20 protein-coding genes and 2 pseudogenes are annotated in these 19,601 nt (G+C 62.7%); 5 read left to right on the top strand and 17 right to left on the bottom strand.

The features are described from left to right. The 5 genes and pseudogenes from VFB05_RS12625 to VFB05_RS12645 all read right to left on the bottom strand — a co-directional run. The coding region (locus VFB05_RS12625) for a helix-hairpin-helix domain-containing protein (protein ID WP_325012794.1) at positions 1–504 on the bottom strand (504 nt) is incomplete at its 3' end. Positions 505–582: 78 nt separating this feature from the next. After that, positions 583–1,695: an alanine dehydrogenase gene (gene ald, locus VFB05_RS12630; protein WP_325012796.1), complete on the bottom strand. Its 1,113-nt coding sequence runs from the start codon at positions 1,693–1,695 to the stop codon at positions 583–585. Between the two features lie 24 nt (positions 1,696–1,719). After that, a complete protein-coding gene (locus VFB05_RS12635) occupies positions 1,720–3,075 on the bottom strand; it encodes a nicotinate phosphoribosyltransferase (protein WP_325012798.1) in 1,356 nt (451 codons plus the stop codon). A gap of 25 nt (positions 3,076–3,100) precedes the next feature. Beyond that, positions 3,101–3,763: a phosphoribosyltransferase gene (locus VFB05_RS12640; protein WP_325012800.1), complete on the bottom strand. Its 663-nt coding sequence runs from the start codon at positions 3,761–3,763 to the stop codon at positions 3,101–3,103. A 95-nt stretch (positions 3,764–3,858) separates the two neighbouring features. Next, positions 3,859–4,924: pseudogene (locus VFB05_RS12645) on the bottom strand (IS630 family transposase). A gap of 96 nt (positions 4,925–5,020) precedes the next feature. Between VFB05_RS12645 and VFB05_RS12650 the strand changes: the two are divergent. Beyond that, positions 5,021–5,437: a hypothetical protein gene (locus tag VFB05_RS12650; RefSeq protein WP_325012802.1), complete on the top strand. Its 417-nt coding sequence runs from the start codon at positions 5,021–5,023 to the stop codon at positions 5,435–5,437. Positions 5,438–6,150: 713 nt separating this feature from the next. Here the strand turns inward: VFB05_RS12650 and modD are convergent. Further along, positions 6,151–7,035: a ModD protein gene (gene modD, locus VFB05_RS12655; RefSeq protein WP_325012805.1), complete on the bottom strand. Its 885-nt coding sequence runs from the start codon at positions 7,033–7,035 to the stop codon at positions 6,151–6,153. 235 nt (positions 7,036–7,270) lie between these two features. On the opposite strand from modD, the gene modA reads away from it, so the two are divergent. From modA to VFB05_RS12675, 4 genes are read left to right on the top strand one after another with little or no spacing between them, the layout of a single operon-like run. Then, positions 7,271–8,026: a molybdate ABC transporter substrate-binding protein gene (gene modA, locus VFB05_RS12660; RefSeq protein WP_414643191.1), complete on the top strand. Its 756-nt coding sequence runs from the start codon at positions 7,271–7,273 to the stop codon at positions 8,024–8,026. 6 nt (positions 8,027–8,032) lie between these two features. Then, positions 8,033–8,719 (top strand): molybdate ABC transporter permease subunit, encoded by a 687-nt coding sequence (gene modB, locus VFB05_RS12665; RefSeq protein ID WP_325012807.1) that lies wholly within the window; start codon positions 8,033–8,035, stop codon positions 8,717–8,719. Then, positions 8,716–9,888 carry a molybdenum ABC transporter ATP-binding protein gene (modC, locus tag VFB05_RS12670; RefSeq protein WP_325012809.1) on the top strand — a complete coding sequence of 391 codons (1,173 nt, stop codon included), beginning with the start codon at positions 8,716–8,718 and terminating at the stop codon, positions 9,886–9,888. Before modB ends, modC begins: the two co-directional genes overlap by 4 nt. Before the next feature lie 24 nt (positions 9,889–9,912). Then, positions 9,913–10,506 carry a DUF2478 domain-containing protein gene (locus tag VFB05_RS12675; protein ID WP_325012811.1) on the top strand — a complete coding sequence of 198 codons (594 nt, stop codon included), beginning with the start codon at positions 9,913–9,915 and terminating at the stop codon, positions 10,504–10,506. Here VFB05_RS12675 and VFB05_RS12680 read toward each other — a convergent pair. The 11 genes and pseudogenes from VFB05_RS12680 to nifH form a co-directional block, all read right to left on the bottom strand. After that, positions 10,490–10,695 (bottom strand): annotated as a pseudogene (locus VFB05_RS12680) (TOBE domain-containing protein). The gene VFB05_RS12675 and the pseudogene VFB05_RS12680 sit on opposite strands and share 17 nt — an antisense overlap. Before the next feature lie 40 nt (positions 10,696–10,735). Continuing rightward, positions 10,736–11,032, bottom strand: coding sequence for a ferredoxin family protein (locus tag VFB05_RS12685; RefSeq protein WP_325012813.1), 297 nt, complete (start codon positions 11,030–11,032; stop codon positions 10,736–10,738). A 35-nt stretch (positions 11,033–11,067) separates the two neighbouring features. Beyond that, on the bottom strand, positions 11,068–12,375 hold the full coding sequence (locus VFB05_RS12690) for an FAD-dependent monooxygenase (RefSeq protein WP_325012815.1): 1,308 nt from the start codon (positions 12,373–12,375) through the stop codon (positions 11,068–11,070). Positions 12,376–12,397: 22 nt separating this feature from the next. Continuing rightward, on the bottom strand, positions 12,398–13,507 hold the full coding sequence (locus VFB05_RS12695; protein WP_325012817.1) for an electron transfer flavoprotein subunit alpha/FixB family protein: 1,110 nt from the start codon (positions 13,505–13,507) through the stop codon (positions 12,398–12,400). Positions 13,508–13,520: 13 nt separating this feature from the next. After that, positions 13,521–14,363, bottom strand: coding sequence for an electron transfer flavoprotein subunit beta/FixA family protein (locus VFB05_RS12700; RefSeq protein ID WP_325012819.1), 843 nt, complete (start codon positions 14,361–14,363; stop codon positions 13,521–13,523). A gap of 197 nt (positions 14,364–14,560) precedes the next feature. Further along, entirely contained in the window at positions 14,561–14,908 is a 348-nt protein-coding gene (nifW, locus tag VFB05_RS12705; RefSeq protein WP_325012821.1) for a nitrogenase stabilizing/protective protein NifW, read from the bottom strand. Between the two features lie 12 nt (positions 14,909–14,920). Continuing rightward, positions 14,921–15,685 carry a serine O-acetyltransferase gene (gene cysE, locus VFB05_RS12710; protein WP_325012823.1) on the bottom strand — a complete coding sequence of 255 codons (765 nt, stop codon included), beginning with the start codon at positions 15,683–15,685 and terminating at the stop codon, positions 14,921–14,923. 7 nt (positions 15,686–15,692) lie between these two features. Beyond that, positions 15,693–16,883 carry a homocitrate synthase gene (gene nifV / locus VFB05_RS12715; RefSeq protein WP_325012825.1) on the bottom strand — a complete coding sequence of 397 codons (1,191 nt, stop codon included), beginning with the start codon at positions 16,881–16,883 and terminating at the stop codon, positions 15,693–15,695. Positions 16,884–17,036: 153 nt separating this feature from the next. After that, positions 17,037–17,561 carry a Fur family transcriptional regulator Irr gene (gene irr / locus VFB05_RS12720; protein ID WP_325012827.1) on the bottom strand — a complete coding sequence of 175 codons (525 nt, stop codon included), beginning with the start codon at positions 17,559–17,561 and terminating at the stop codon, positions 17,037–17,039. Between the two features lie 12 nt (positions 17,562–17,573). After that, complete coding sequence (locus tag VFB05_RS12725) at positions 17,574–18,308, bottom strand: nitrogen fixation protein NifQ (protein WP_414643192.1); 735 nt, start codon at positions 18,306–18,308, stop codon at positions 17,574–17,576. 68 nt (positions 18,309–18,376) lie between these two features. Further along, positions 18,377–19,261 carry a nitrogenase iron protein gene (nifH, locus tag VFB05_RS12730; protein WP_325012829.1) on the bottom strand — a complete coding sequence of 295 codons (885 nt, stop codon included), beginning with the start codon at positions 19,259–19,261 and terminating at the stop codon, positions 18,377–18,379. Positions 19,262–19,601: the final 340 nt, after the last annotated feature.

The raw sequence follows: 19,601 nt of genomic DNA on the forward strand, positions 1-19,601 counted from the left end.
CTCGGCCTCCGCTTCCGCCTCGGACAACTTGAAACGTCTTTCGGCCTGAGGCTTGGCAAGAGCTGCCGCGAGCTTCTGCTCGCTCTTCACGCCGAACCCGCGCAGCTCCCTTAACCGACCGGATTTTACGGCCCGCCGGAGGTCCTCCAGCGTCCGGACGCCGAGCTTGTCGTAGAGCAGCTTGACCCGTTTCGGGCCGAGGCCGGGAAGCGCTGCGATCTCGCCGAGATCTCCGGGCAATTCGCGTTTGAGACGATCCAGCACATCGAAATGATGCGTGGCGACGATGCCAGCAATCCTGCCCGCCAGATCCTTGCCGATACCCGGCAACTCGGACAGGTCCTCGCCCGCCTTCAATAGGTTGATGATACTTTTTGGAAGCCGCTCGATCACTCGCGCAGCGTTTCGATAGGCTCGCGAGCGGAAGGGATTGTCCCCCTTGATCTCGAGAAGCTCGGCGGTCTGGTCGAACATCTCTGCAATTTCGGCGTTCTGAACCGGCATCGATGCATCTCCGTCTCGTTCCAAACTAGGGACGGATCGACGTCTCGCCTTTGACGCAGATCAGAGGTCCGCGGCGGCTTAGAGCACGGCCTCGGGTGCGGCGCAGGGCAACCCAAGGGCGTCGGCCACGGGACGGCAGGTAATCCTGCCATTATGCACGTTGAGCCCGTTGCGGAGACCAGCATCGTCCCGAAGCGCCCTCGTAATTCCCTTGTCTGCAAGGGCAAGCACGAAAGGACGCGTGGCATCGTTAAGGGCGAAGGTCGACGTGCGCGGCACTGCGCCCGGCATATTGGCGACGCAATAGTGCACGACGTCATCGACGACATAGGTCGGCCGCCCATGGGTGGTTGGCCGCGATGTGTCGGCACAGCCGCCCTGGTCGATGGAAACGTCGACCAGGACCGCGCCGCGCTTCATGGCCGCAATCGTCTGTGCCGAGATGAGCCTGGGCGCCGACGCACCGGGAATCAGGACCGCGCCGATCACGACATCGGCAGATAGGCAAAGCTCCGCAATCGAGTCCTTTTCTGCCACTACGACACCGATCCGGTCGCCGAAGCGCCGTGCGAGTTTCTCGACCGAAGCGGCACTGCGCACGGCTACCGTGACGTTCGCGCCCATGCCCGCCGCGACCTCTGCCGCGCTGGTCCCGACAGTGCCGCTGCCGAGGATCAGAATGTTGGCGGGGGGCACGCGATCGACGGGGCCGAGCAGGATGCCGCGCCCGCCGTGGAAATATTGCAGTACATTCGCCGCGACTTGCGGAGCCATCCGGCCGGCGACTTTCGACATTGGCGCAAGCAGCGGGAGTTTGCCGGCCGCATCGGTCACCGTCTCATAGGCGATTGCAGTGACACCGGACCGGAGCAAGTCCTCGACCTGGGACCGATCAGGTGCCAGATGCAGATAGGTGAAAATCGTCTGGTCGCGACGAAGCTGCCGGCGTTCGACGGAGAGCGGCTCCTTCACCTTCACGACGAGTTCGGCCTTCGCGAAGATCTGCTCCGGGCTGCCAACGATCCGCGCACCGGCCGCCTCATAGTCATCATCGGAAATGCCCGCCCCCTCGCCGGCACGTGTTTCGATCTCAACGCTATGGCCGCGGTCGACGAGCTCGCGCACGGTAGTCGGCACCAGCCCGACGCGATATTCCTCCGGTTTGATCTCCTTGGGCACACCGATCAGCATGATGACCTCGCAACGTCAGAGCTTTCAATTCCTCGGCCCCGGCATGTTCATTCGCCGGTCCGAAATAGTGGCCAGTTGCTGAAGTCCCGGTGAGATCTGCACCGGATAAGGTACCGACGCTCTTGTGGTCCTGAGCTCCAGCGGTAACCGCTCCAGTTCCCGGCGTGCGCGCTCTCGAATGTCCTTGAGCGACGGCTGTGGAGCGATGCGCCGGCCGCTCGACATCACCGGATGGATCAGAATGTCGCCTTCGTGCCGGTCGTCCTCGGTCGACAGCGTGTCCGCGATCATGCGGCCCTGGCTTTCACAGCGCCTCCAGACCTGCTTGCGGCCGGGCCAGGTCGCCTTTCCCGTCGAGCGTTTGCGCCGCGGCAGACCGGCATATTCCTGCAGCTTATAGGCGCAATCGAGCGCCGGCACGTCGAAAGACGTGGTCAAGCTCGTGCCAATGCCGATGCCATCGATGGGCGCTTTGAGCTGCGCAAAAGCGATTAAGCTTTGCTCGTCGATGCCCCCGCTTACAAAGATTCCGGTATCTTTGAGACCGCCCGCGTCCAGAATGTCGCGCACATTCCTGGCCAGCGCGGCCAGATCGCCGCTGTCAATCCGCACCGCACTTATGGCAATTCCCGATATCTTCAACCGTGGCGCCAGCGTGACCACCTTCCTCGCAGCCGCTTCCGTATCGTAGGTGTCAATCAGGAGAACAAGGTTTGCGGGGCGAACACGCGCGAAGGCCTCGAACGCGGTAGCTTCGTCATCGAAGGATTGAACGAACGAGTGAGCCATCGTGCCGTAGGCTGGTATGCCGAACGACTTCTCGGCAAGCAGGGTCGCAGTGCCAGCAAAACCTGCGACGTAGCTGGCCCGGGCGGCCAGCAATCCGGCCTCCGCGCCGTGGGCGCGGCGCAGGCCGAAATCGACCAGGAGCTTGTCGGGTGCAAGCAGCACCATGCGCGCCGCCTTCGAGGCGATCAGCGTTTGAAAATGCAGGATGTTGATCAGCCGTGTCTCGACAAGCTGCGCTTCGGGCATGGGCGCGGTCACGCGCAGGATCGGCTCATTCTCGAAAAATGCGGTTCCTTCCGGCATCGCATGCACTTCGCCCGTAAAGCGGAAATTGGCGAGATAATCGACCAGCCTTGTGCTGAATTTCCCGGTTCGTGCGAGCCAGCCCAGCTCTTCGTCCGAGAATCGCAAGTTCTGCAGAAAATCGAGCGCCTGCTCCAATCCTGCTGCGATCAAGAACCCGCGTTGTGGCGGCAGCTTTCGCACGAAGAACTCAAAGACCGCGGTACTGGTCTGGCCGGACTCCAGATAGGCCTGGATCATGGCCAGTTCATACAGATCCGTCAGCAGCGGGCTGACCGAAGCTTCCATCTGGTACCTTGTCTTCCAGCGAGTCTCAGGAGGTATGCGCTGACTTTTCCGCAGGGAATCGCTTCAAGGTGGCGATCACCTCGTCATCGCTGATTTGATGAAAATCCCGGTAGAAGTAGCCGATCGCACCGAGATCCTCAGGTGTTTCCAAACAGATCACCGCGTCAACTTCTGGATGCAACCTTTTGACGGTTTCGAGCGGCGCAACCGGAACGGCGAGCACGATCTCCTTCGGATCACGCCCGCGAACAGCCCGGATGGCCGCAAGCGTCGTGGCGCCGGTCGCAATCCCGTCGTCGATGATGATCGCAACCCTCCCCTTGATCTCAGCTCGCACCCGATCGCCGAGATAGCGCTTGCGCCGTCGCTCGATCTCGGCAAGCTCCTCGTTGCAGACGACGTCAAATTCCTCGGCGGTGATGCCGCAAACCTCGATCACGTCGGTATTGCGAATGATACTAGGCGGTTCGCCATCGGCGACGGCACCCATGGCCAATTCCGGCTGGATGGGCACGCCGATCTTGCGCACCAGCAAAAGGTCAAGCGGAGCATCCAGGGCCTGGGCCGCTTCGGCCGCAACCGGCACTCCTCCGCGCGGGAGCGCGAGCACAACCGGATCACGATCCCTGTATTTGAGCAACGCCTCGGCAAGCCTCCGGCCGGCGTCTATTCGATTCTGGAACAGCATGGCGGCGACCTCAATGTTTTTGAAGACTATCGCCACGAACGAGGCCGACTGTTGATCCGCATCAAGCAGTTGGTGGTCTTGACTAGTACCCGGAATCAGAGCTGAGTGATACGGCGGCCTTTGAAACGGCGTTGACGGACCTTTTTCTTGGTCCAAACGAAGGGGCTCGGCTTTGTCGTTGTACGCATCGACGTAGGCGTCGATGTGCTCCTGAAGCTGCGTGAGGCTTGTGAAGGAGGTGCCGCTAAGTGACTGCCCCTGCAGGATCGAGAACCATACCTCGACTTGGTTGAGCCAGGACGCACTTGTCGGCGTGAAATGGAATTGCACATTGGGATGGGCCTTGAGCCAGTCCTCATTCTTCTTGTGGGTGTTGAGGTTGTCGAGGATGACGTGAAGCTTTCGGCCCGGAAAGGCCGCGGTGAGGCTGTTCATAAAACCGAGAAACTCGACACGGCGACGGCGTTTTGAATGCGAAGCGATGATCTTTCCGGTGGCGACTTCGAGCGCCGCAAACAATGTTGTGGTGCCATGCCGCTTGTAATCGTGGCTCTGGCCGGTCAAGGCGCGGCCATTGGGCAACTTCAGATAGCCCTGCGCTCGCTCCAAGGCCTGGATCGAGGGCTTCTCGTCCGCGCATAGCACAATGGCCTTCGCCGGCGGGGCAATGTAAAGGCCAACGACATCGGCGGCTTTGGCCGTAAAGTTCGGGTCGTTGCTCTCACACCAGGACTTGCGAGCCCCGAGGTCAATCTTGTGGCTGCGCAGGAATCGCCAGACATATTGGACGTCAACATCGCCCAGGGCCTCGGCCAGCAGAGGGCCGGTCCAGCGCGCAAGCCCTTGCGGGGCCGGCTTATCCAGCAGCTGCAGAATCCGCTTGTCGGTGTCCTTCGTATAGACCGGCTGCTTGCCGGGCCGCGGCTTGTCTTGCAGCCCTTCAAGGCCATGGTCGGCATAGCGATGCCGCCAAAGGCTGACAATCCGCAGCTGGACCCCGACTTCCTTGGCGATCGACCGGGTGCTGCGCCCGTCCGCCGTCAACAGAACTATCCGCGCCCGCTTCAAATCGCGCTGCAATGTCACCGGCGAGCGGCAACACGCCTCAAGCACCTTGCGATCTTTCCGCGAAAGGTGGACTTCTCTTGCCTCAGGAATCATCCATATCTTGAATCTCGACTCACGATCCAAGGAAAGTGGGTACTAGAGGCGAAACGTGATCGGATCGAAGGCGAGCGACAACGCAATATTGACCTCGTGATCAAATACGTGATTTCCGAGGAAGACGCTAAGCGACGGATCACGGAGCTAAAGGAAGAACGATTGCGTGTGGAGGCAGAACTGGCTGCTCTCGAAGAGGCACCCGTCCCGATCGCGCTGCATCCAGCGACCCTGGATCGCTACATAGAGATCGTCAACACGCTGGCCGAAACTATGGCCGGCCACGCCGGCGCGGAGGACGATCGTGGACCTTTGATCGACGATTTCCGAGCGCTCGTCCACAGCGTCATCGTTCACCCGAGGGGACCCGGGCAACGCCTTGAGGTCGAAGTGAAAGGCCGGTTAGCTGCGCTGGTCGGTGGAGGGGCCTTTCCGGAGGCCCGATATCATAATGGGTCACGCGTGGTAGCGGGGGAGCGACTCGAACCCCCGACTATTCTAGCCTTACCCTGAAGAGCAGAACGCTTCGCGGTAAGGACGAATATGGCGCGCTGCTCGTGACCAGCCGGATAGCTACTGATGCCGCTTGGGCGACGAGCGCTACTAGCCTGTGCCGCTCGGAATCTTAATCTCGAATAGAGCCGGCAGCACTCCGTCAGGGCGTGAAGAAGAACCCGAAGGACTCCACCTCCGACACTTGAGGTCTTCGCGGCTGGACACGTCTCCCACGGTCGGCAGTGCCGGTCTGTCCAATGCATTCCGTCTCCCTTACTCAGATCGGATGTAACAAGATTTTTCTTGATCTCTCGGTGCACACATCGTGCACACGCCGCCTTCTAACGAATTGAAAACCCTGAACTATCAGTCCAATCCATCATGGGGGCGACGGAAAAGCGATAGTCTTGCGATTTCAATCGTTTACTCTATGTCTCTCAATAGGATGACGCATGAACCTGTGCACTCCAAACTAACCGAATTTGCACACGTTTGTACCCGTTTTGGCCTTTCAGTGCACACGTAGCGCATACGAAATAGGGAGTGCACACGGCCATGGCCACGTTCACTCCGTTGCCATCCGGAAACTGGCGCGTCAGGTCGGGCCCGCGCAAGAACCGCTACGTGTCAGGAAGCTTTCGCCGTCGCAAGGATCCGCATTGACAGCTGAGATCTACTTGATCTCACGCGATCGATTGCAAGGCGCCGGATAGCCAGCAATTGTTCAATCACTACGCCGCTTCAGTCATCAGATGCTTGCCCGGTTCGGCCAGCGCGATTCGCACCTGAACGTCGCATGGCTTTGCCAAATATGGCGATGACGTCACCACGATGTCGGCACCGGCCTGCGCGTAGGCCGCGACGTTGCCGACATTGATGCCCCCGGCGGCGGCGACGATGGGTCGGTTCCACACGGATGACATCGCCTTCATGCGCGCCACCAAGGTCGCGATTTCGGCCGGCGCGAATTTTTCGGCCTGGATGACGTCGAAGCCGGCGACCGCGAGTTCCACGGCGGCTGCGAAGCTGGTCACTTCGGCGACCAGTCGTTTCTCCGGCGCCGCACGGCGCAAACGCTCGACGATCTCCGTCAACGGGACCTTCTCCAGGAAGGCGCGGTGCTCGGGAAAGACCAGCACGGTCTCCGACAGGCCGAGCCGATGCATGACGGCGCCGCCGGCCTTCACCGCGGCAACGGCAAACGGCTTGGTGCCCGGAATGGTCTTACGCGTGCAGGCAACTGCAATATCGGGCGACACCGCCCTCGCCGCATCGACGATGGCGCACGTCGAGGTCGCAACGCCGGACCAGATCTCGATCAGCGTCTGCGCCACCTTCCAGGCCTTGAGCAGCGCGGCTGCTTCGCCATGGGCGGTGAGGATCGGCGACCCCGGCGCGAGGCGGTCGCCGGTTCTGGCCAACAGCTCGACCCGGCAGCCTGCAAGCTCGATGATGGCGGCCGCGTCTTCGGCAAGCGCCAGCACCATCGGATCGCGCGCGACAAAGCGCATGATGCCGCGCGCGGCACCAATGCCGAGCGCCTCGGTGGTGAGGTCGCCATAAGGCACATCATCGGCAAGCAATCTCTCAAGCTCGGCACGTGAGGCGACCGGCATCGTCCTGATCTCCATCCTGTCGTGCCATCCCTGTCCGATTGAAGACGGCGATGTCGCAAACCCGACAAGGCGGCGTGGCCATTCCGCCAGCGCAGAAGGAAAGCACGTTGTTTTCTGCTGTTAAGCAAGGCGCGCACCAGATTTCGCGCGCGGCATGCCGATTGCTGAGATGGTGTCGAAAGGCCTTTCAAGCGACGGCGAGGCTGCACCGTCGAGGGCCTTACGGAGTTTGCAAATGAAACTTGCTCGATTGATCCTGGTCAATGCGGCCTTGCTGCTGCTCATGCTTGGCAAGGTGTGGGGTGCCGACATCAATGTCGCCGTTGCCGCCAACTTCACCGAGCCGGCCAAGGAAATCGCAGCGCGCTTTACGGAGAAGACAGGCCATCAAGCCGTGTTGAGTTTTGGGGCGAGCGGGCAGTTCTACAGCCAGATCACGCAGGGAGCCCCGTTTCAGGTGCTTCTCTCCGCCGATGATGCGCGTCCCAAGAAGCTGATCGAGGACGGTCTTGCGATCAGAGAAAGTCGCTTCACCTATGCGATCGGAAAGCTGGTGCTGTGGAGCAAGACCGCGGGCCTCGTCAAAGGCGCGGAGACCTTGAAGGCCGCGTCCTTTGCCAAATTGTCGATCTGCAACCCGGCGGCCGCCCCCTATGGCGCAGCCGCTGTCGAAGCCATGAAATCGCTCGGCATCTACCAAACGCTGCAACCCAAGCTGGTCGAGGGCGCGACCATCACCCAGGCCTATCAGTTCGTCGAGACCGGCAATGCCGAGCTCGGCTTTGTCGCGCTGTCGCAGCTCGGGCCCGACGACACCGGCTCGCGCTGGCTGGTGCCGCAGGAGCTCTATGCGCCGATTCGGCAGGATGCCATTCTTTTGAAGAGCGGAGCCGAGAGCGAGGCGGCGCACGCCTTCATCGACTTCCTGAGGGGACCGGAAGCCCGCACCATCATCAAGCGCTATGGCTATGTGCTGGACGGCGAGAGCTAAACCACGATGGACGGGCTTTCGGGAGAAATCTGGCAATCGGTTGCGCTGACGGTCGAGCTCGCAAGCGCAACCACCGTGATCCTGCTGATCATCGGCACGCCGCTCGCGTGGTGGCTGGCGCGATCGAAGGCGATCTGGACCGAAGCGGTGGCGACCATCGTCGCGCTTCCGCTGGTGCTGCCGCCGACGGTGCTCGGCTTCTATCTCCTGGTATTGCTTGGTCCCAACGGCCCCGGCGGCTGGATCGCCTCGCTCTGGGGCGGGCGGACGCTGGCCTTCACCTTTGAGGGGCTGATTGTCGGCTCGGTGTTGTATTCGATGCCCTTCGTGGTGCAGCCGATCCGCAATGCCTTCGTCGCCATGGGTGAACGCCCGCTCGAGGTCGCCGCCACCTTGCGCGCCTCCCCGGCCCGCGCGTTCTGGACCGTTGCCGTGCCGCTGGCGCGCCCGGGCTTCCTCACGGCGGGGGTGCTCGGCTTCGCGCACACCATCGGTGAATTCGGCCTGGTGCTGATGATTGGCGGAAACATCCCCGGGCGAACGCGTGTGCTGTCGATCGCGATCTTCGACTATGTCGAGGAAGCGCGCTGGCGCGAGGCGAGCTGGCTTGCCGGCAGCATGGTCATCTTTGCCTTCGCCGTCATTTTGACAGTCGCGCTCATCGACAAGCGCAATGCGAGGGCCCGCGCGTGAGGACAGCCAAGCCCGGCCGAATCGAGATCGCATTCAATGGCACTCTGGGGACATTCTCGCTGGACGCTCAATTCAGCGTGCCGGCCAAAGGCGTTACCGCCGTCTTCGGCCCCTCCGGATGCGGCAAGACGACGGTGGCGCGCTGCATCGCCGGGCTCAAGCGCCTTGCGGGTGGCCTCTGCGCCGTGGACGGCGAGATCTGGCAGGATGACACGACGTTCCGTCCGCCGCATCTGCGCCCGATCGGCTATGTGTTCCAGGAAGCGAGCCTGTTTCCGCATCTGTCGGTCAAGCGTAATCTGCTGTTTGGGGCCCCGAAGCGTGACACGGTGCCGATCGGCTTTGACGAGGTCGTGGAGCTGCTCGGCATCGCGCATCTGCTGACCCGCGCGCCCGCGCATCTCTCCGGCGGCGAGCGGCAACGGGTGGCGATCGGCCGCGCGCTGTTGTCGCAACCGAAGCTGCTGGTCATGGACGAGCCGTTGGCGGCGCTGGACCGCTCGGCCAAGGGCGAGATCCTCCCCTTTCTCGAGCGGCTCCATGAAAAGCTTGCGCTGCCGATGCTCTATATCAGCCATGATATGGCGGAGATTGAGCGCTTTGCCGATCATCTCGTCCTGATGGAGCGTGGCACGGTTGCGGCGGCTGGGCCGCTGGCGACGCTGCAGAGCAACCCGGCGCTGCCGCTCGCTGCAAGCCGCGACTCCGCGGTGAGCTGCGAGGCCGTGGTCAGCGGCTATGACGGCCGCTACGGCCTGCTCGCACTCCGCCTCAAAGGTGCGCGCCTGCTGGTGCCAGCGTCGCCGCTCGCACCAGGTGTGCGCCAGCGGCTGAGGATTGCCGCGAGCGACGTGAGCCTGGCGCTGGAGGCGCCATACGCGAGCTCCATTCTCAACGTTTTCCCCGCCCGCATCAGATCGCATGCCCCGCTCGGCCACGGCGAGGTCACCGTCGTCCTTGCACTCGGCACCGGCGGCTCGGGCACGCAGATTCTGGCGCGCATCACGCGGCGATCGTGGGATGCACTTGGCTTTCGCGACGGTCTCGACGTCTTCGCTCAAGTCAAGGGCGTCTCGCTGGTCGCAGCCTCCGACCGACCGTTGGAAGCGCCCTCGGAGGCGTCGCCTTCGCCGGAACGAGACGCTGGACAAGTGAGCGCTGCAGCATGAGAGTAGCAGGATGAGGATCAAGCCATGATTGCCAATATCGCCGAGATCGATCCCAACTGGGTGGCCGCGGTCCTCTACCGGTCGCAGGACGACGTCGACACGCTGCTGGCCGATATCGCCGAAAGCCTGTCGCGGGAGGGCGTACGCGTCGGCGGTGTCGCCCAGCGCAATCTTAAGGGTGCGAACGGCAAGACCGGCATGCTCGCGGTCGACCTCATGACCGGCCGTGAGATCTCCATCTGCCAGCCGCTCGGCAGCGGCGCGATGGCCTGCAAGCTCGACGCCGGCGGCCTTGCCGAAGCGGCGGTCGCCGTTGCACGCGCGATCAGCGCAGAGGTCGACCTGCTCGTGATCAACAAATTCTCCAAGCAGGAGGCCTCGGGAAAGGGCCTGCGCGCGGAGTTCGCGGAGGCGATCATGGCGGGCGTCCCGCTGCTCACCGCTGTTCCTGAAAAATGTCTCGCCGATTGGCGCGCCTTCACCGGCGATATCGGCACCACCCTGCTCTGCGACCGATCGGTTGTAGAGGGCTGGTGGCGCGATCTGTCCGCGCGCATTGCTCGGGTACGCGCACGGTCAGCGACGGCGGCGCGCTCTCCAGCTATTTTCCAATCATAACGTCCGATGATTTGATCACCGCAGACACGCTGTCACCAACCTTCAGGTCGAGATCGTCGACTGCCTCTTGGTAATCGCGGACAGAACGGTCAATCCGGGCCCCAACTCGACTTTGACATGGGCCGTCGTCGTTCCCTTGGTGACCGCGATGACGCGGCCGGGCAAAATATTGCGTGCGCTGAGTTTCATTTCGTATCCCTTTCGGCGCCTTGCTCCAGCTTTTTGATCATCAGCCGAATTTGAACAAAACGCCATAGCCGCCGCGCGGATAGCTCCATTCGATGTCGCCGGACGGCTCGCCGATGACCCGGCAGGTTCCGCACTCGATGCAGCCGTCGACGGTGACCTCGACCTGGCCCTTGTCGTTCAGCTCATAACAGCGAGCCGGACAAGCCTTCAGAAGAGCGAGCAGCTGCGGCGACGGCGTCGTATGCGCCCTCACCTTGATGTGGGGACGACCGACATCGACCAGATAACGGTTGTAGAACAGCTTGTCCTCGACGCGCACTGCTGTCTCGACGCTCATGTTTCAGCCTCCATCGTTAGAATGATTCGCGGCCATCATCGCCAGGCGCGCGCCAGGCGGAACGCATCGCCGAACAACCCGCTCCAGGAGCGGGCGCTGACAAAGGATTTCAATGTCAGCTTCTCCTTTTCGATTTTCGGCGTGCCATCGACGCGGACGAAATTCTGCATCGCCTTCGAGACCAGCCGCGGATAGGTGAGAAAGAAGTTTTGCGAATTGGTGTGCATCAAGGTCGGCATGTCCTTGTACTTCTTCAGATCCTTGATGACGAAGGAGTCATCCAGCATCTTCTTGTAGAGCGAGAGGTTCGCGGCCGTCGCGGGATCGCGGCGCGATTTGACCTGGAAGATGGCTTCCCCGGCAATTCGGCCCGAGGTCATTGCAAGATTGGAGCCCTCACGGTGAATGGCATTGTTGAGCTGCGCGGCATCGCCGACCACAAGCCAGCCATCGCCATAGAGCTGCGGGATCGCCTTGAAGCCGCCCTCGGGGATGAGATGCGCCGCGTACTCCTTCACTTCCGAGCCTTCGATCAGCGGCGCGACCGACGGGTGGCGCTTGAAGCGATCGAGCAGGCCATAGGGCGTCTCGCCGGTGCGCTGGAAGTCGGAAACAAGGCAGCCGATCCCGAGCGAGATGCACTCCTTGTTGGCATAGATGAAGCCCATCCCGGTCATCCCCCGGGAAATGGTGCCGGCGGCCTCGATCACGACGCCTTCGTCACCCTTTAGATTAAATCGCGCCTCGATGGTCTCGCGCGGCAGGAAGTGCATTTCCTTGACGGCGAGCGCGACCTTGTCTGGCTTCGGCGTCTGGCGCAGCCCAGCGCGCGTGCCGAGCAGGCCGTTGACGCCTTCGGCCAGCACGACGACATCAGCATGGATCTCGCCGTCGCGGCGATCGGTGCGGACACCGATCACGCGGCCGTAGGCATCCTGCGCGAGCTCGGTCACGGTGGTTTCGCACAGAACCGTCGCGCCGGCCTCCCGCACTTTCGATGAGAACCATTTGTCGAACTGGGCGCGGATGATGGTGTAGCGGTTCGGCCGCTCCTCGTTGAAGTCGTCGGAGCGGTAGTGCAAGCCGATATGGGCGCGGTCGTCCATCATCCAGAACCGCTGTTCGACCAGATGGCGTTCCAGCGGCGCATCCTCGCGGAAATCCGGGATCAGCTTCTCCAACATGTCCGAATAAAGGATCGCGCCCTGCACGTTCTTCGATCCGGAATATTCGCCGCGTTCGAGCTGCAGCACCTTCATGCCGCGCTTGGCCATGGTGAGCGCGGCGGCGTTGCCCGCCATGCCGGCACCGACGACGATGGCGTCGAACTTTTCCTCGATCATAGGGCTCTCCCTGGTTTTGACGCTAGCTTGCGATGCGGTCACGCGAGTGCGGCGACAGCCGTGCACGGAATGCCTCAGTCAGTGCCGGCAGCATCCGGATCGCATCGCTGACGATGCCGATATGGGCGAAATCGAAGATCGGCGCGTTCCTGTCGGTGTTGATGGCGACGATCAGGTCCGCGCCCTCGACGCCAACGCGATGCTGGATTGCGCCAGAGATACCGGCGGCGATATAGAGCTTGGGCCGGATGGTCTTGCCGGTCTGGCCGATCTGGCGATCTGAGGTGACCCAGCCCTTCTGCACCAGCGGCCGCGAGCAGCCATATTCGGCGCCCAGCACAGAGGCGAGCTGGCGCACCAGCTGGAAGTTTTCCGGCGATCCAAGCCCGAGGCCTCCGGCGACGACCACATCGGCATAAGCGAGATTGGACTTTGCGGACTCGCGATCCGGCAGGAACGACAACACCTTGGTGACGATGTCATCCTCGACCAGGCCAAGCGGATGAATGACGATGCGCCCAGGATCGCACGTGATCCGCTCCGGCATCGGCATGACGCGCGGGCGCACGGTCGCCATCTGCGGACGGTAGTTCAACGTATAGATCGTGCAGAGCAACGATCCGCCGAACGTAGGGCGCGTCGCGGCGAGCGAGCCGTCGGCGTCGACATCGAGTTCGGTGCAATCGGCCGTCAGTCCGGTGAGGAGCGTGGTGGCGACCGAGCCCGCGAGATCGCGCCCCAAGGTGGTCGCGCCCAAGAGCAGGATCTCGGGCTTGTAGGTGTTGACGAGGTCGGTCAGCGCCTTGGTGTAGGACTCGTTGCGGTAATCGGCGAGCACCTGGTCGGCCACGACATAGGCGAGATCAGCGCCGTAGCAGAATGACTCGACGGCGGCGTTGCGCGTCGCCTCGCCTTCAGGACCGATCACCACGGCGGCGAGATCAACCTTGAGCTTGTCGGCAAGCTTGCGCCCCGCGCCCATGAGCTCCCACGACACCGGGTGCACCTGGCCGCGTTCCTGCTCCACAAAGACCCAGACGTGCTTATAGGCCTTGAAATGCTCGGGCAGCTCCTTCTTGGTGGCGGCGCGTCCGCCCGCGGCCGGCGCGGGAGTTTTGGCTGCATTGCTCATCGCTCAACTCCCTTCAGAATCCGCGCGCCAGCGCCGCAAGATCGGCCTCTAACGTGGGCTGGCGCTTGAAGATGGCCTCGATCAGGGCGTCCGCAGGCTGCTCGGCGGCTTCCACGAATGCCGCCTTCTCGGCCCGCGCCGAGGGCGCAAAGACGCGCTTGACGATGGTCGGCGAGCCCCTGAGGCCACATTTGGAAATGTCTTCCACGCCAGCGTCCTGCGCGCTCCATTTCACGATATCGGCGCGCGCGGCACGCAGGGCGTCGGCCATGGCGCCGCGGCGGATCTGGTTGGTCGCTTCCAGCATGGTGATCAGGCACGGCAGCTTGGTCCGCAGCACCTGCACGCCGCCCTCGGCGCGGCGCTCGGCCTCGAGCGAGCGCGCCTGCAGATCCAGCGCACCGATCCTGGCGACGTAGGTCAGTTGCAGCAGCCCGAGGCGCTTAGCGATACCAGGGCCGACCTGTGCAGTGTCGCCATCGATGGTCTGCTTGCCTGTGAAGATGATGTCCGGCTTACCGTATTCCTGACCGATCTTGCGGATTGCGGTGGCGAGCGCATAGGTTGTTGCCAGTGTGTCGGCGCCGGCGAAGAAGCGATCCGTCAACAGCACGGCGCGGTCGGCGCCAAAAGTTAGTGCCTTGCGCAGGCTGTCCTCGGCCGATGGCGGCCCCATGGTCAGAATCGTGACCTCGCCGCCGAACTTGTCGCGCAGCTCAAGAGCCGCCTCGAGCGCGAACAGATCGTAGGGGTTTATAATGGTCGGCACCCCCTGGCGCATGATGGTGTTCGTGACCGGGTGCACGCGGATCTGCGCGGAATCAGGGACCTGCTTGATGCAGACGACACTGTGCATGCGCTTCTCCAGGACTTTAGGTTGGCGACGGAGCAATTGAGCTTGAGACGAGAACAGCAAGCGCCGTACCAGTTTGCCGTCACTTCAGAAATCACGCGTCAATCCAATGCCTTGGCGGAATTGCTGATGATTTTCGTTTAATCCGGTCCCGGCGTGATTCCGACATGCGTCGGAAATGCGACAGAGCCGATGCGCTGTCACTTCAGCACGCTCAGGGGAACGAAAGCAGGCGCTGGCTTCGCCGGTTGCGCGACCGCATCCTTCAGCACCTTGAACACCCGCTGGTCGATCGGTGAGGACACCACGAAATCGGCATAGGCCTGCTCCAGCACGCTCTTGCATCGCGCGGCGATGTCGGCTTCCGCGGTGCAGTCGAAAGTTTCCGCGGCCAGATACTGCCCCATGCGCCTGAGGATATGCAGGCGCGCTACGTTGACGATCCGGGAATCGTAGGCAACGCCGAGCAGCGAAAAGAAGTCCTCGGCCGAGGAGGCCTTGTGCAAGCGCTCCAGGATGCCGGTCGAGTTAGCATTCGCGTGATCCATCGATAATCTCCTTCAGGCTCGGCTTTGGCCGCGATCGGGAATGGACGCCGCCTGCCCCTCGCGCAAACGCTGCTGGAGATGGCCGAGCCGCGCCTCCAGAAATTCGACGCGGTCGAGCAGCACCGCGATGGCGTCGCCCACGGGATCTGGCATCAAATGATGGTCGAGGTCGATATGACCGACAAAGCGATGGTGGCCGCGTTGCGGCCGTACCACCTTGGCCGGCACGCCGACGACCGTGACCTCGGGCGGCGTGCTCTCGATCACCACCGAATTGGCGCCGACCCGCGCCCCGCTGCCGATCGTGATCGGACCCAATATCTTGGCGCCGGCGCCGACCACCACGCGATCCTCCAGCGTCGGATGGCGCTTGCCTGACGACCACGACACGCCGCCGAGGGTCACGCCGTGATACAGCGTCACGTCATTGCCGATCTCGGCGGTCTCGCCGATCACGACGCAGGCGCCGTGATCGATGAAGAAGCGCGAGCCGATGGTCGCACCGGGATGGATGTCGACATTGCTGAGGAAGCGGCCAAACCACGACAGGAGCCGCGCCGGAAAGCGCCAGCCCGTGATCCAGAGGCGGTGTGCGAGGCGATACCAGATAACGGCATGGATGCCGGGATAGGTCAGCAACGTCTCCAATTGGCTGCGCGCCGCTGGATCGCGCAGGCGGACGCAGGCGATATCCTCCCTGATCCGCGCCAGCAGCGAGGGTTCGCGCGCCTTGGCGTCCGCAGCCTGGACCGGATCGACGGTTACGATGCTGGACATATCGCACTCAGGCCCAGTTGGAGAGTGGACGCCGGCAGACGTCGCGCCAGATCGCCATCACGGTCTCGCGCGCCACCGGCCCCTTGTTCTCGACCGCATGCTTTCGGACACGCGACAGGATGCCCCTCGCCTCGTCGGCGCTGACAGACAGCTCGAGCTCCGCGAGCAGCGCATTGATCGCCGACAGGCCGGAGTGCTTGCCGATCACGATCCGGTTGGAGCGGCCGAGCAAATGCGGGTCCAGCGACTGATAGGTCCGCTGATCCTTCAGCAGCCCATCGACATGGATACCGGACTCATGGGTGAAGACGTGCTCGCCGACAATCGCCTTGTTGAGTGGGATGACTCGCGCGGCTGCAGCCGCGACCACGGCAGCGACATTGTCGAGCTCCGACAGGACAACGCCGGTGTCGCGACCGTAAAGCTGTTTCAGCGCGACCGCGACTTCCTCCAGCGGCGCGTTTCCGGCGCGCTCGCCGAGCCCGATGACAGTGACGGACGCATGCGTCGCACCGCCCTTGATCGCGGCAAGCGTGTTGGCGGTGGCAAGACCCAGATCGTCATGGCCGTGGAATTCGAGCTCGAGATCGGTGGTCGCGCGCAGGCGAGCGATCAGCGCATAGGAGGTGTCGGGATCGAGTACGCTCAGCGTATCTGCAATGCGAAAGCGCTTGGCGCCTGCCGCCTTTGCAGTTGCGATCAGCTCGATCAGGAAGTCGACATCGGCGCGCGAGGAATCCTCGCCTCCGACGGCGACCTCCAGCTCGCGTTCGCGCGCGTAGCCGACCACACGCCTGACCTGGTCCAGCGCAGCGCTGCGGTCGCCGCCGAGCTTGGCCGCAATCTGCACGTCGGAGGCCGGGATCGAGACATTGACCATGGAGACACCGGCCTCGATCGCTGCATCGACGTCCGTCTTGCGCATGCGGCACCAGCCGATGGTGGTGAGCGGAAGGCCGGCCTCCACGATGGCGCGGATGGCCGAGATTTCCTCCGGCCCCATCGCGGGCGTGCCGGCCTCGATTTCCGTGACGCCGGCCCGTGCCAATGCGCTCGCGATCGAGACTTTCTCGGTCGTGGTGAAGGCCACCCCGGGCGCCTGCTCGCCATCGCGCAAGGTGGTGTCGTTCAGCACGACCGGATCAGTCGCTGCGCGATCAAGCCAGGACGATTTGGCGCGGTTATCGGCGGCAATCATGCGAAGCTCCGTTTTCTTCTTGGTCAGCTCAGGTTCAGCAACGCGCATGCCACGGCATAGATCGCGATAAACAATTGAAATGATGAAGTTATTTGCTGGCTTGCGAATGTCGCAAATCCGACAGCGTCGCAAAGCCGACGCGTCAGGCGCGCGCTAGCGTCTGCGGCGCAGATGGATGATCAGATCCACCCGCGACACCTCATGGCCCGGCAGAACATCCGGCATGTTCAACAGCGCGACATCCTGCTCGGGAATGTCGAGCAGCATGTCTTCGCCGTCGAGGTAGTAGTGAGGATGCGGCGTGGTGTTGGTGTCGAAGAAGGAGCGCGACCCGTCAGGTCCGATCCGGCGCAACAGGCCAGCCTGGGTGAACTGGTTCAGCGTGTTGTAGACCGTCGCCTGGGCCACTGGACAGCCGGCATCGCAGGCCTCGGTGAAGAGCATATCCGCTGTGACGTGGCGGTCGCCCCTTGAGAACAGAAGATGGCTCAACAGAACGCGCTGTCGGGTCGGCCGCAGCCCGGCCGCGACCAGCATGGCCTTGCAGCCCGCGTCGGGACAGGCAACGCATTCATCCGGCTCTGCCAACTCCGGCCGCGCGTCCTCGACAGCTGTCAGATCCGCCGGCTCATGGATCGAAAAACGCGCCTTTAAACTGTCCGTCTGTAAGCTATCCATGGGAAGCTCCGGTCACGCGAGCGGGCTCGACGGAACGGCTGAAGCGACCGCCTCGATCAGGACATCCCGCCGACGCTCGGCCATGCGGCTTTCGCCGCTCTCCTCCCCGAAGCACAGCTCGAAGTCGTTGCACTGGGTGCAGACCGGCGTCGTGCACATGACGAAGCCGTCATCCTCGCAGAGCATGCGATAGAAGAAGCGCTTCCAGCGCATATTCCTGGTGTTGCGCGAGGCGAGCGGCGCAAAATGGCGCATCAAGAGGCGCGACAGCTCATTGCGATCGCGCAAGCCGAGGTCTTCCCACAAATGGTTCGGCTCGACCGCGCGCCGGGCGACCATTGCAGCCAGCCAGAGGCTGATATCGCCCGACGTCGAACGCTGTCCGAGCAGGAGTTCGCGCACCATGCCGACTTCGTCATCCTCGGCTGCCTCGGTGCCGCTGCACCACGATGAGAGATAGATCAGAGCGTTTGGAAAATATTCCGCAACGAGAGCAGAAAGATCCTGCGAATTCAGACCCGCGCGGGCCGCAATCGGTCCGCCATCCATGGCAGCGGCAGCCAAGATCGACGCCAGAACGTGGCGGTCAAACGCGTCATCGTCCGTGATCTTGGCATCCGCGGGATCACAACCCTTCAACAGGCGATAGGTCGCAATCCCCAAATGTTCGACAAGCTCGGCCGACGCCGGGGCAAGCAGTCCGGCAGCGTTGTCCTGCACAGTCCTTTGCGTACCCGCTGCGATCAAATCACGCTCCCATCTCGGCGAGGAAGGTGTGCCGGCCTCCAACCGGGGGGCCGGCACCTTGGCGTCGCTTAGGAAGCTGCGAGTTCGGCGGCGGACTTGCCGACGACGGACTCATCGACCGCCTTCATGATGCCGTGCTCCATCAGCATGTCCTCGAGCTCGTCCATCGTGATCGGGGTCGGGATGATGCCCTTGCCGGCATTGTTGTGGATCTTGGACGCGAGGTTGCGATAGTGGTCGGCCTGCTTGGAATCGGGGGCATATTCCAGCACCGTCATGCGGCGCAGCTCAGCGTGCTGCACGATGTTGTCGCGCGGCACGAAGTAAATCAGCTGGGTGCCGAGCTTCTTGGCGAGAGCTTCCGCCAGCTCCAGCTCCTTGTCGGTCTGCCGTTCGTTGCAGACCAGGCCGCCGAGCCGCACGCCGCCGGAGTTGGCGTATTTCAGAATGCCCTTGGAGATATTGTTGGCGGCATACATCGCCATCATCTCGCCGGACATCACGATGTAGATCTCCTGCGCCTTGTTCTCGCGGATCGGCATGGCAAAGCCGCCGCACACGACGTCGCCCAGCACGTCGTAGGAGACGTAGTCGATGTCCTCATAGGCGCCGTTCTCCTCCAGGAAGTTGATGGAGGTGATGACGCCGCGGCCGGCGCAGCCGACACCCGGCTCCGGACCGCCCGATTCCACGCAGCGGATGTTCTGGTAGCCGACCTTCATCACGTCCTCGATCTCGAGGTCCTCGACGCTGCCGGCGTTCGCAGCCAAGCTCAGGATGGTGTCCTGCGCCTTGGCGTGCAGGATCAGACGGGTCGAGTCCGCCTTGGGGTCGCAGCCGACGATCAGGATCTTGTGACCCATTTCGGCCAGCGCAGCCAGCGTGTTCTGCGACGTCGTCGACTTGCCGATGCCGCCCTTGCCGTAGAATGCGATTTGTCTCAGTGAAGACATGTTGCTCTCCATGAACCGATTGCCAAAGATTGCGCGGGCGTTTCCGCGCGAGCTTGTTTCTCTCTCAGAAACGGGGCACACGGGTTACGGGAAGGAGAGCAACGCTCGTCTAGCGCGTCGGCGTGCTCTCAGCCCTCACTCAGTGTTGCTGCATCTGATTAGCAACGGCCGTGCCAGCGCTGATCGCACGCTTTAACCGCTTGATTGGCCTTCGGAAAACTCGCGGATCGAGAATCGCAGCGGTGTTTTGAACCTGACAGAGTTCGAAGCTCTGTCAGGAACCGGACACGCATCGGCGGCGATATCGGCTGCGGACGCCGATGTGCATGACATTTGCGTC

This window comes from Bradyrhizobium sp. (assembly GCF_035652035.1).
Taxonomy (GTDB): domain Bacteria; phylum Pseudomonadota; class Alphaproteobacteria; order Rhizobiales; family Xanthobacteraceae; genus Bradyrhizobium.

Coding starts and splice junctions, on each gene's coding strand:
- ald (WP_325012796.1), bottom strand. CDS start 1,695: ATGCTGATCGGTGTGCCCAAGGAGATCAAACCGGAGGAATATCGCGTC.
- VFB05_RS12635 (WP_325012798.1), bottom strand. CDS start 3,075: ATGGAAGCTTCGGTCAGCCCGCTGCTGACGGATCTGTATGAACTGGCC.
- VFB05_RS12640 (WP_325012800.1), bottom strand. CDS start 3,763: ATGCTGTTCCAGAATCGAATAGACGCCGGCCGGAGGCTTGCCGAGGCG.
- modD (WP_325012805.1), bottom strand. CDS start 7,035: ATGCCGGTCGCCTCACGTGCCGAGCTTGAGAGATTGCTTGCCGATGAT.
- modA (WP_414643191.1), top strand. CDS start 7,271: ATGAAACTTGCTCGATTGATCCTGGTCAATGCGGCCTTGCTGCTGCTC.
- modB (WP_325012807.1), top strand. CDS start 8,033: ATGGACGGGCTTTCGGGAGAAATCTGGCAATCGGTTGCGCTGACGGTC.
- VFB05_RS12675 (WP_325012811.1), top strand. CDS start 9,913: ATGATTGCCAATATCGCCGAGATCGATCCCAACTGGGTGGCCGCGGTC.
- VFB05_RS12685 (WP_325012813.1), bottom strand. CDS start 11,032: ATGAGCGTCGAGACAGCAGTGCGCGTCGAGGACAAGCTGTTCTACAAC.
- VFB05_RS12690 (WP_325012815.1), bottom strand. CDS start 12,375: ATGATCGAGGAAAAGTTCGACGCCATCGTCGTCGGTGCCGGCATGGCG.
- VFB05_RS12695 (WP_325012817.1), bottom strand. CDS start 13,507: ATGAGCAATGCAGCCAAAACTCCCGCGCCGGCCGCGGGCGGACGCGCC.
- VFB05_RS12700 (WP_325012819.1), bottom strand. CDS start 14,363: ATGCACAGTGTCGTCTGCATCAAGCAGGTCCCTGATTCCGCGCAGATC.
- nifW (WP_325012821.1), bottom strand. CDS start 14,908: ATGGATCACGCGAATGCTAACTCGACCGGCATCCTGGAGCGCTTGCAC.
- cysE (WP_325012823.1), bottom strand. CDS start 15,685: ATGTCCAGCATCGTAACCGTCGATCCGGTCCAGGCTGCGGACGCCAAG.
- nifV (WP_325012825.1), bottom strand. CDS start 16,883: ATGATTGCCGCCGATAACCGCGCCAAATCGTCCTGGCTTGATCGCGCA.
- irr (WP_325012827.1), bottom strand. CDS start 17,561: ATGGATAGCTTACAGACGGACAGTTTAAAGGCGCGTTTTTCGATCCAT.
- nifH (WP_325012829.1), bottom strand. CDS start 19,261: ATGTCTTCACTGAGACAAATCGCATTCTACGGCAAGGGCGGCATCGGC.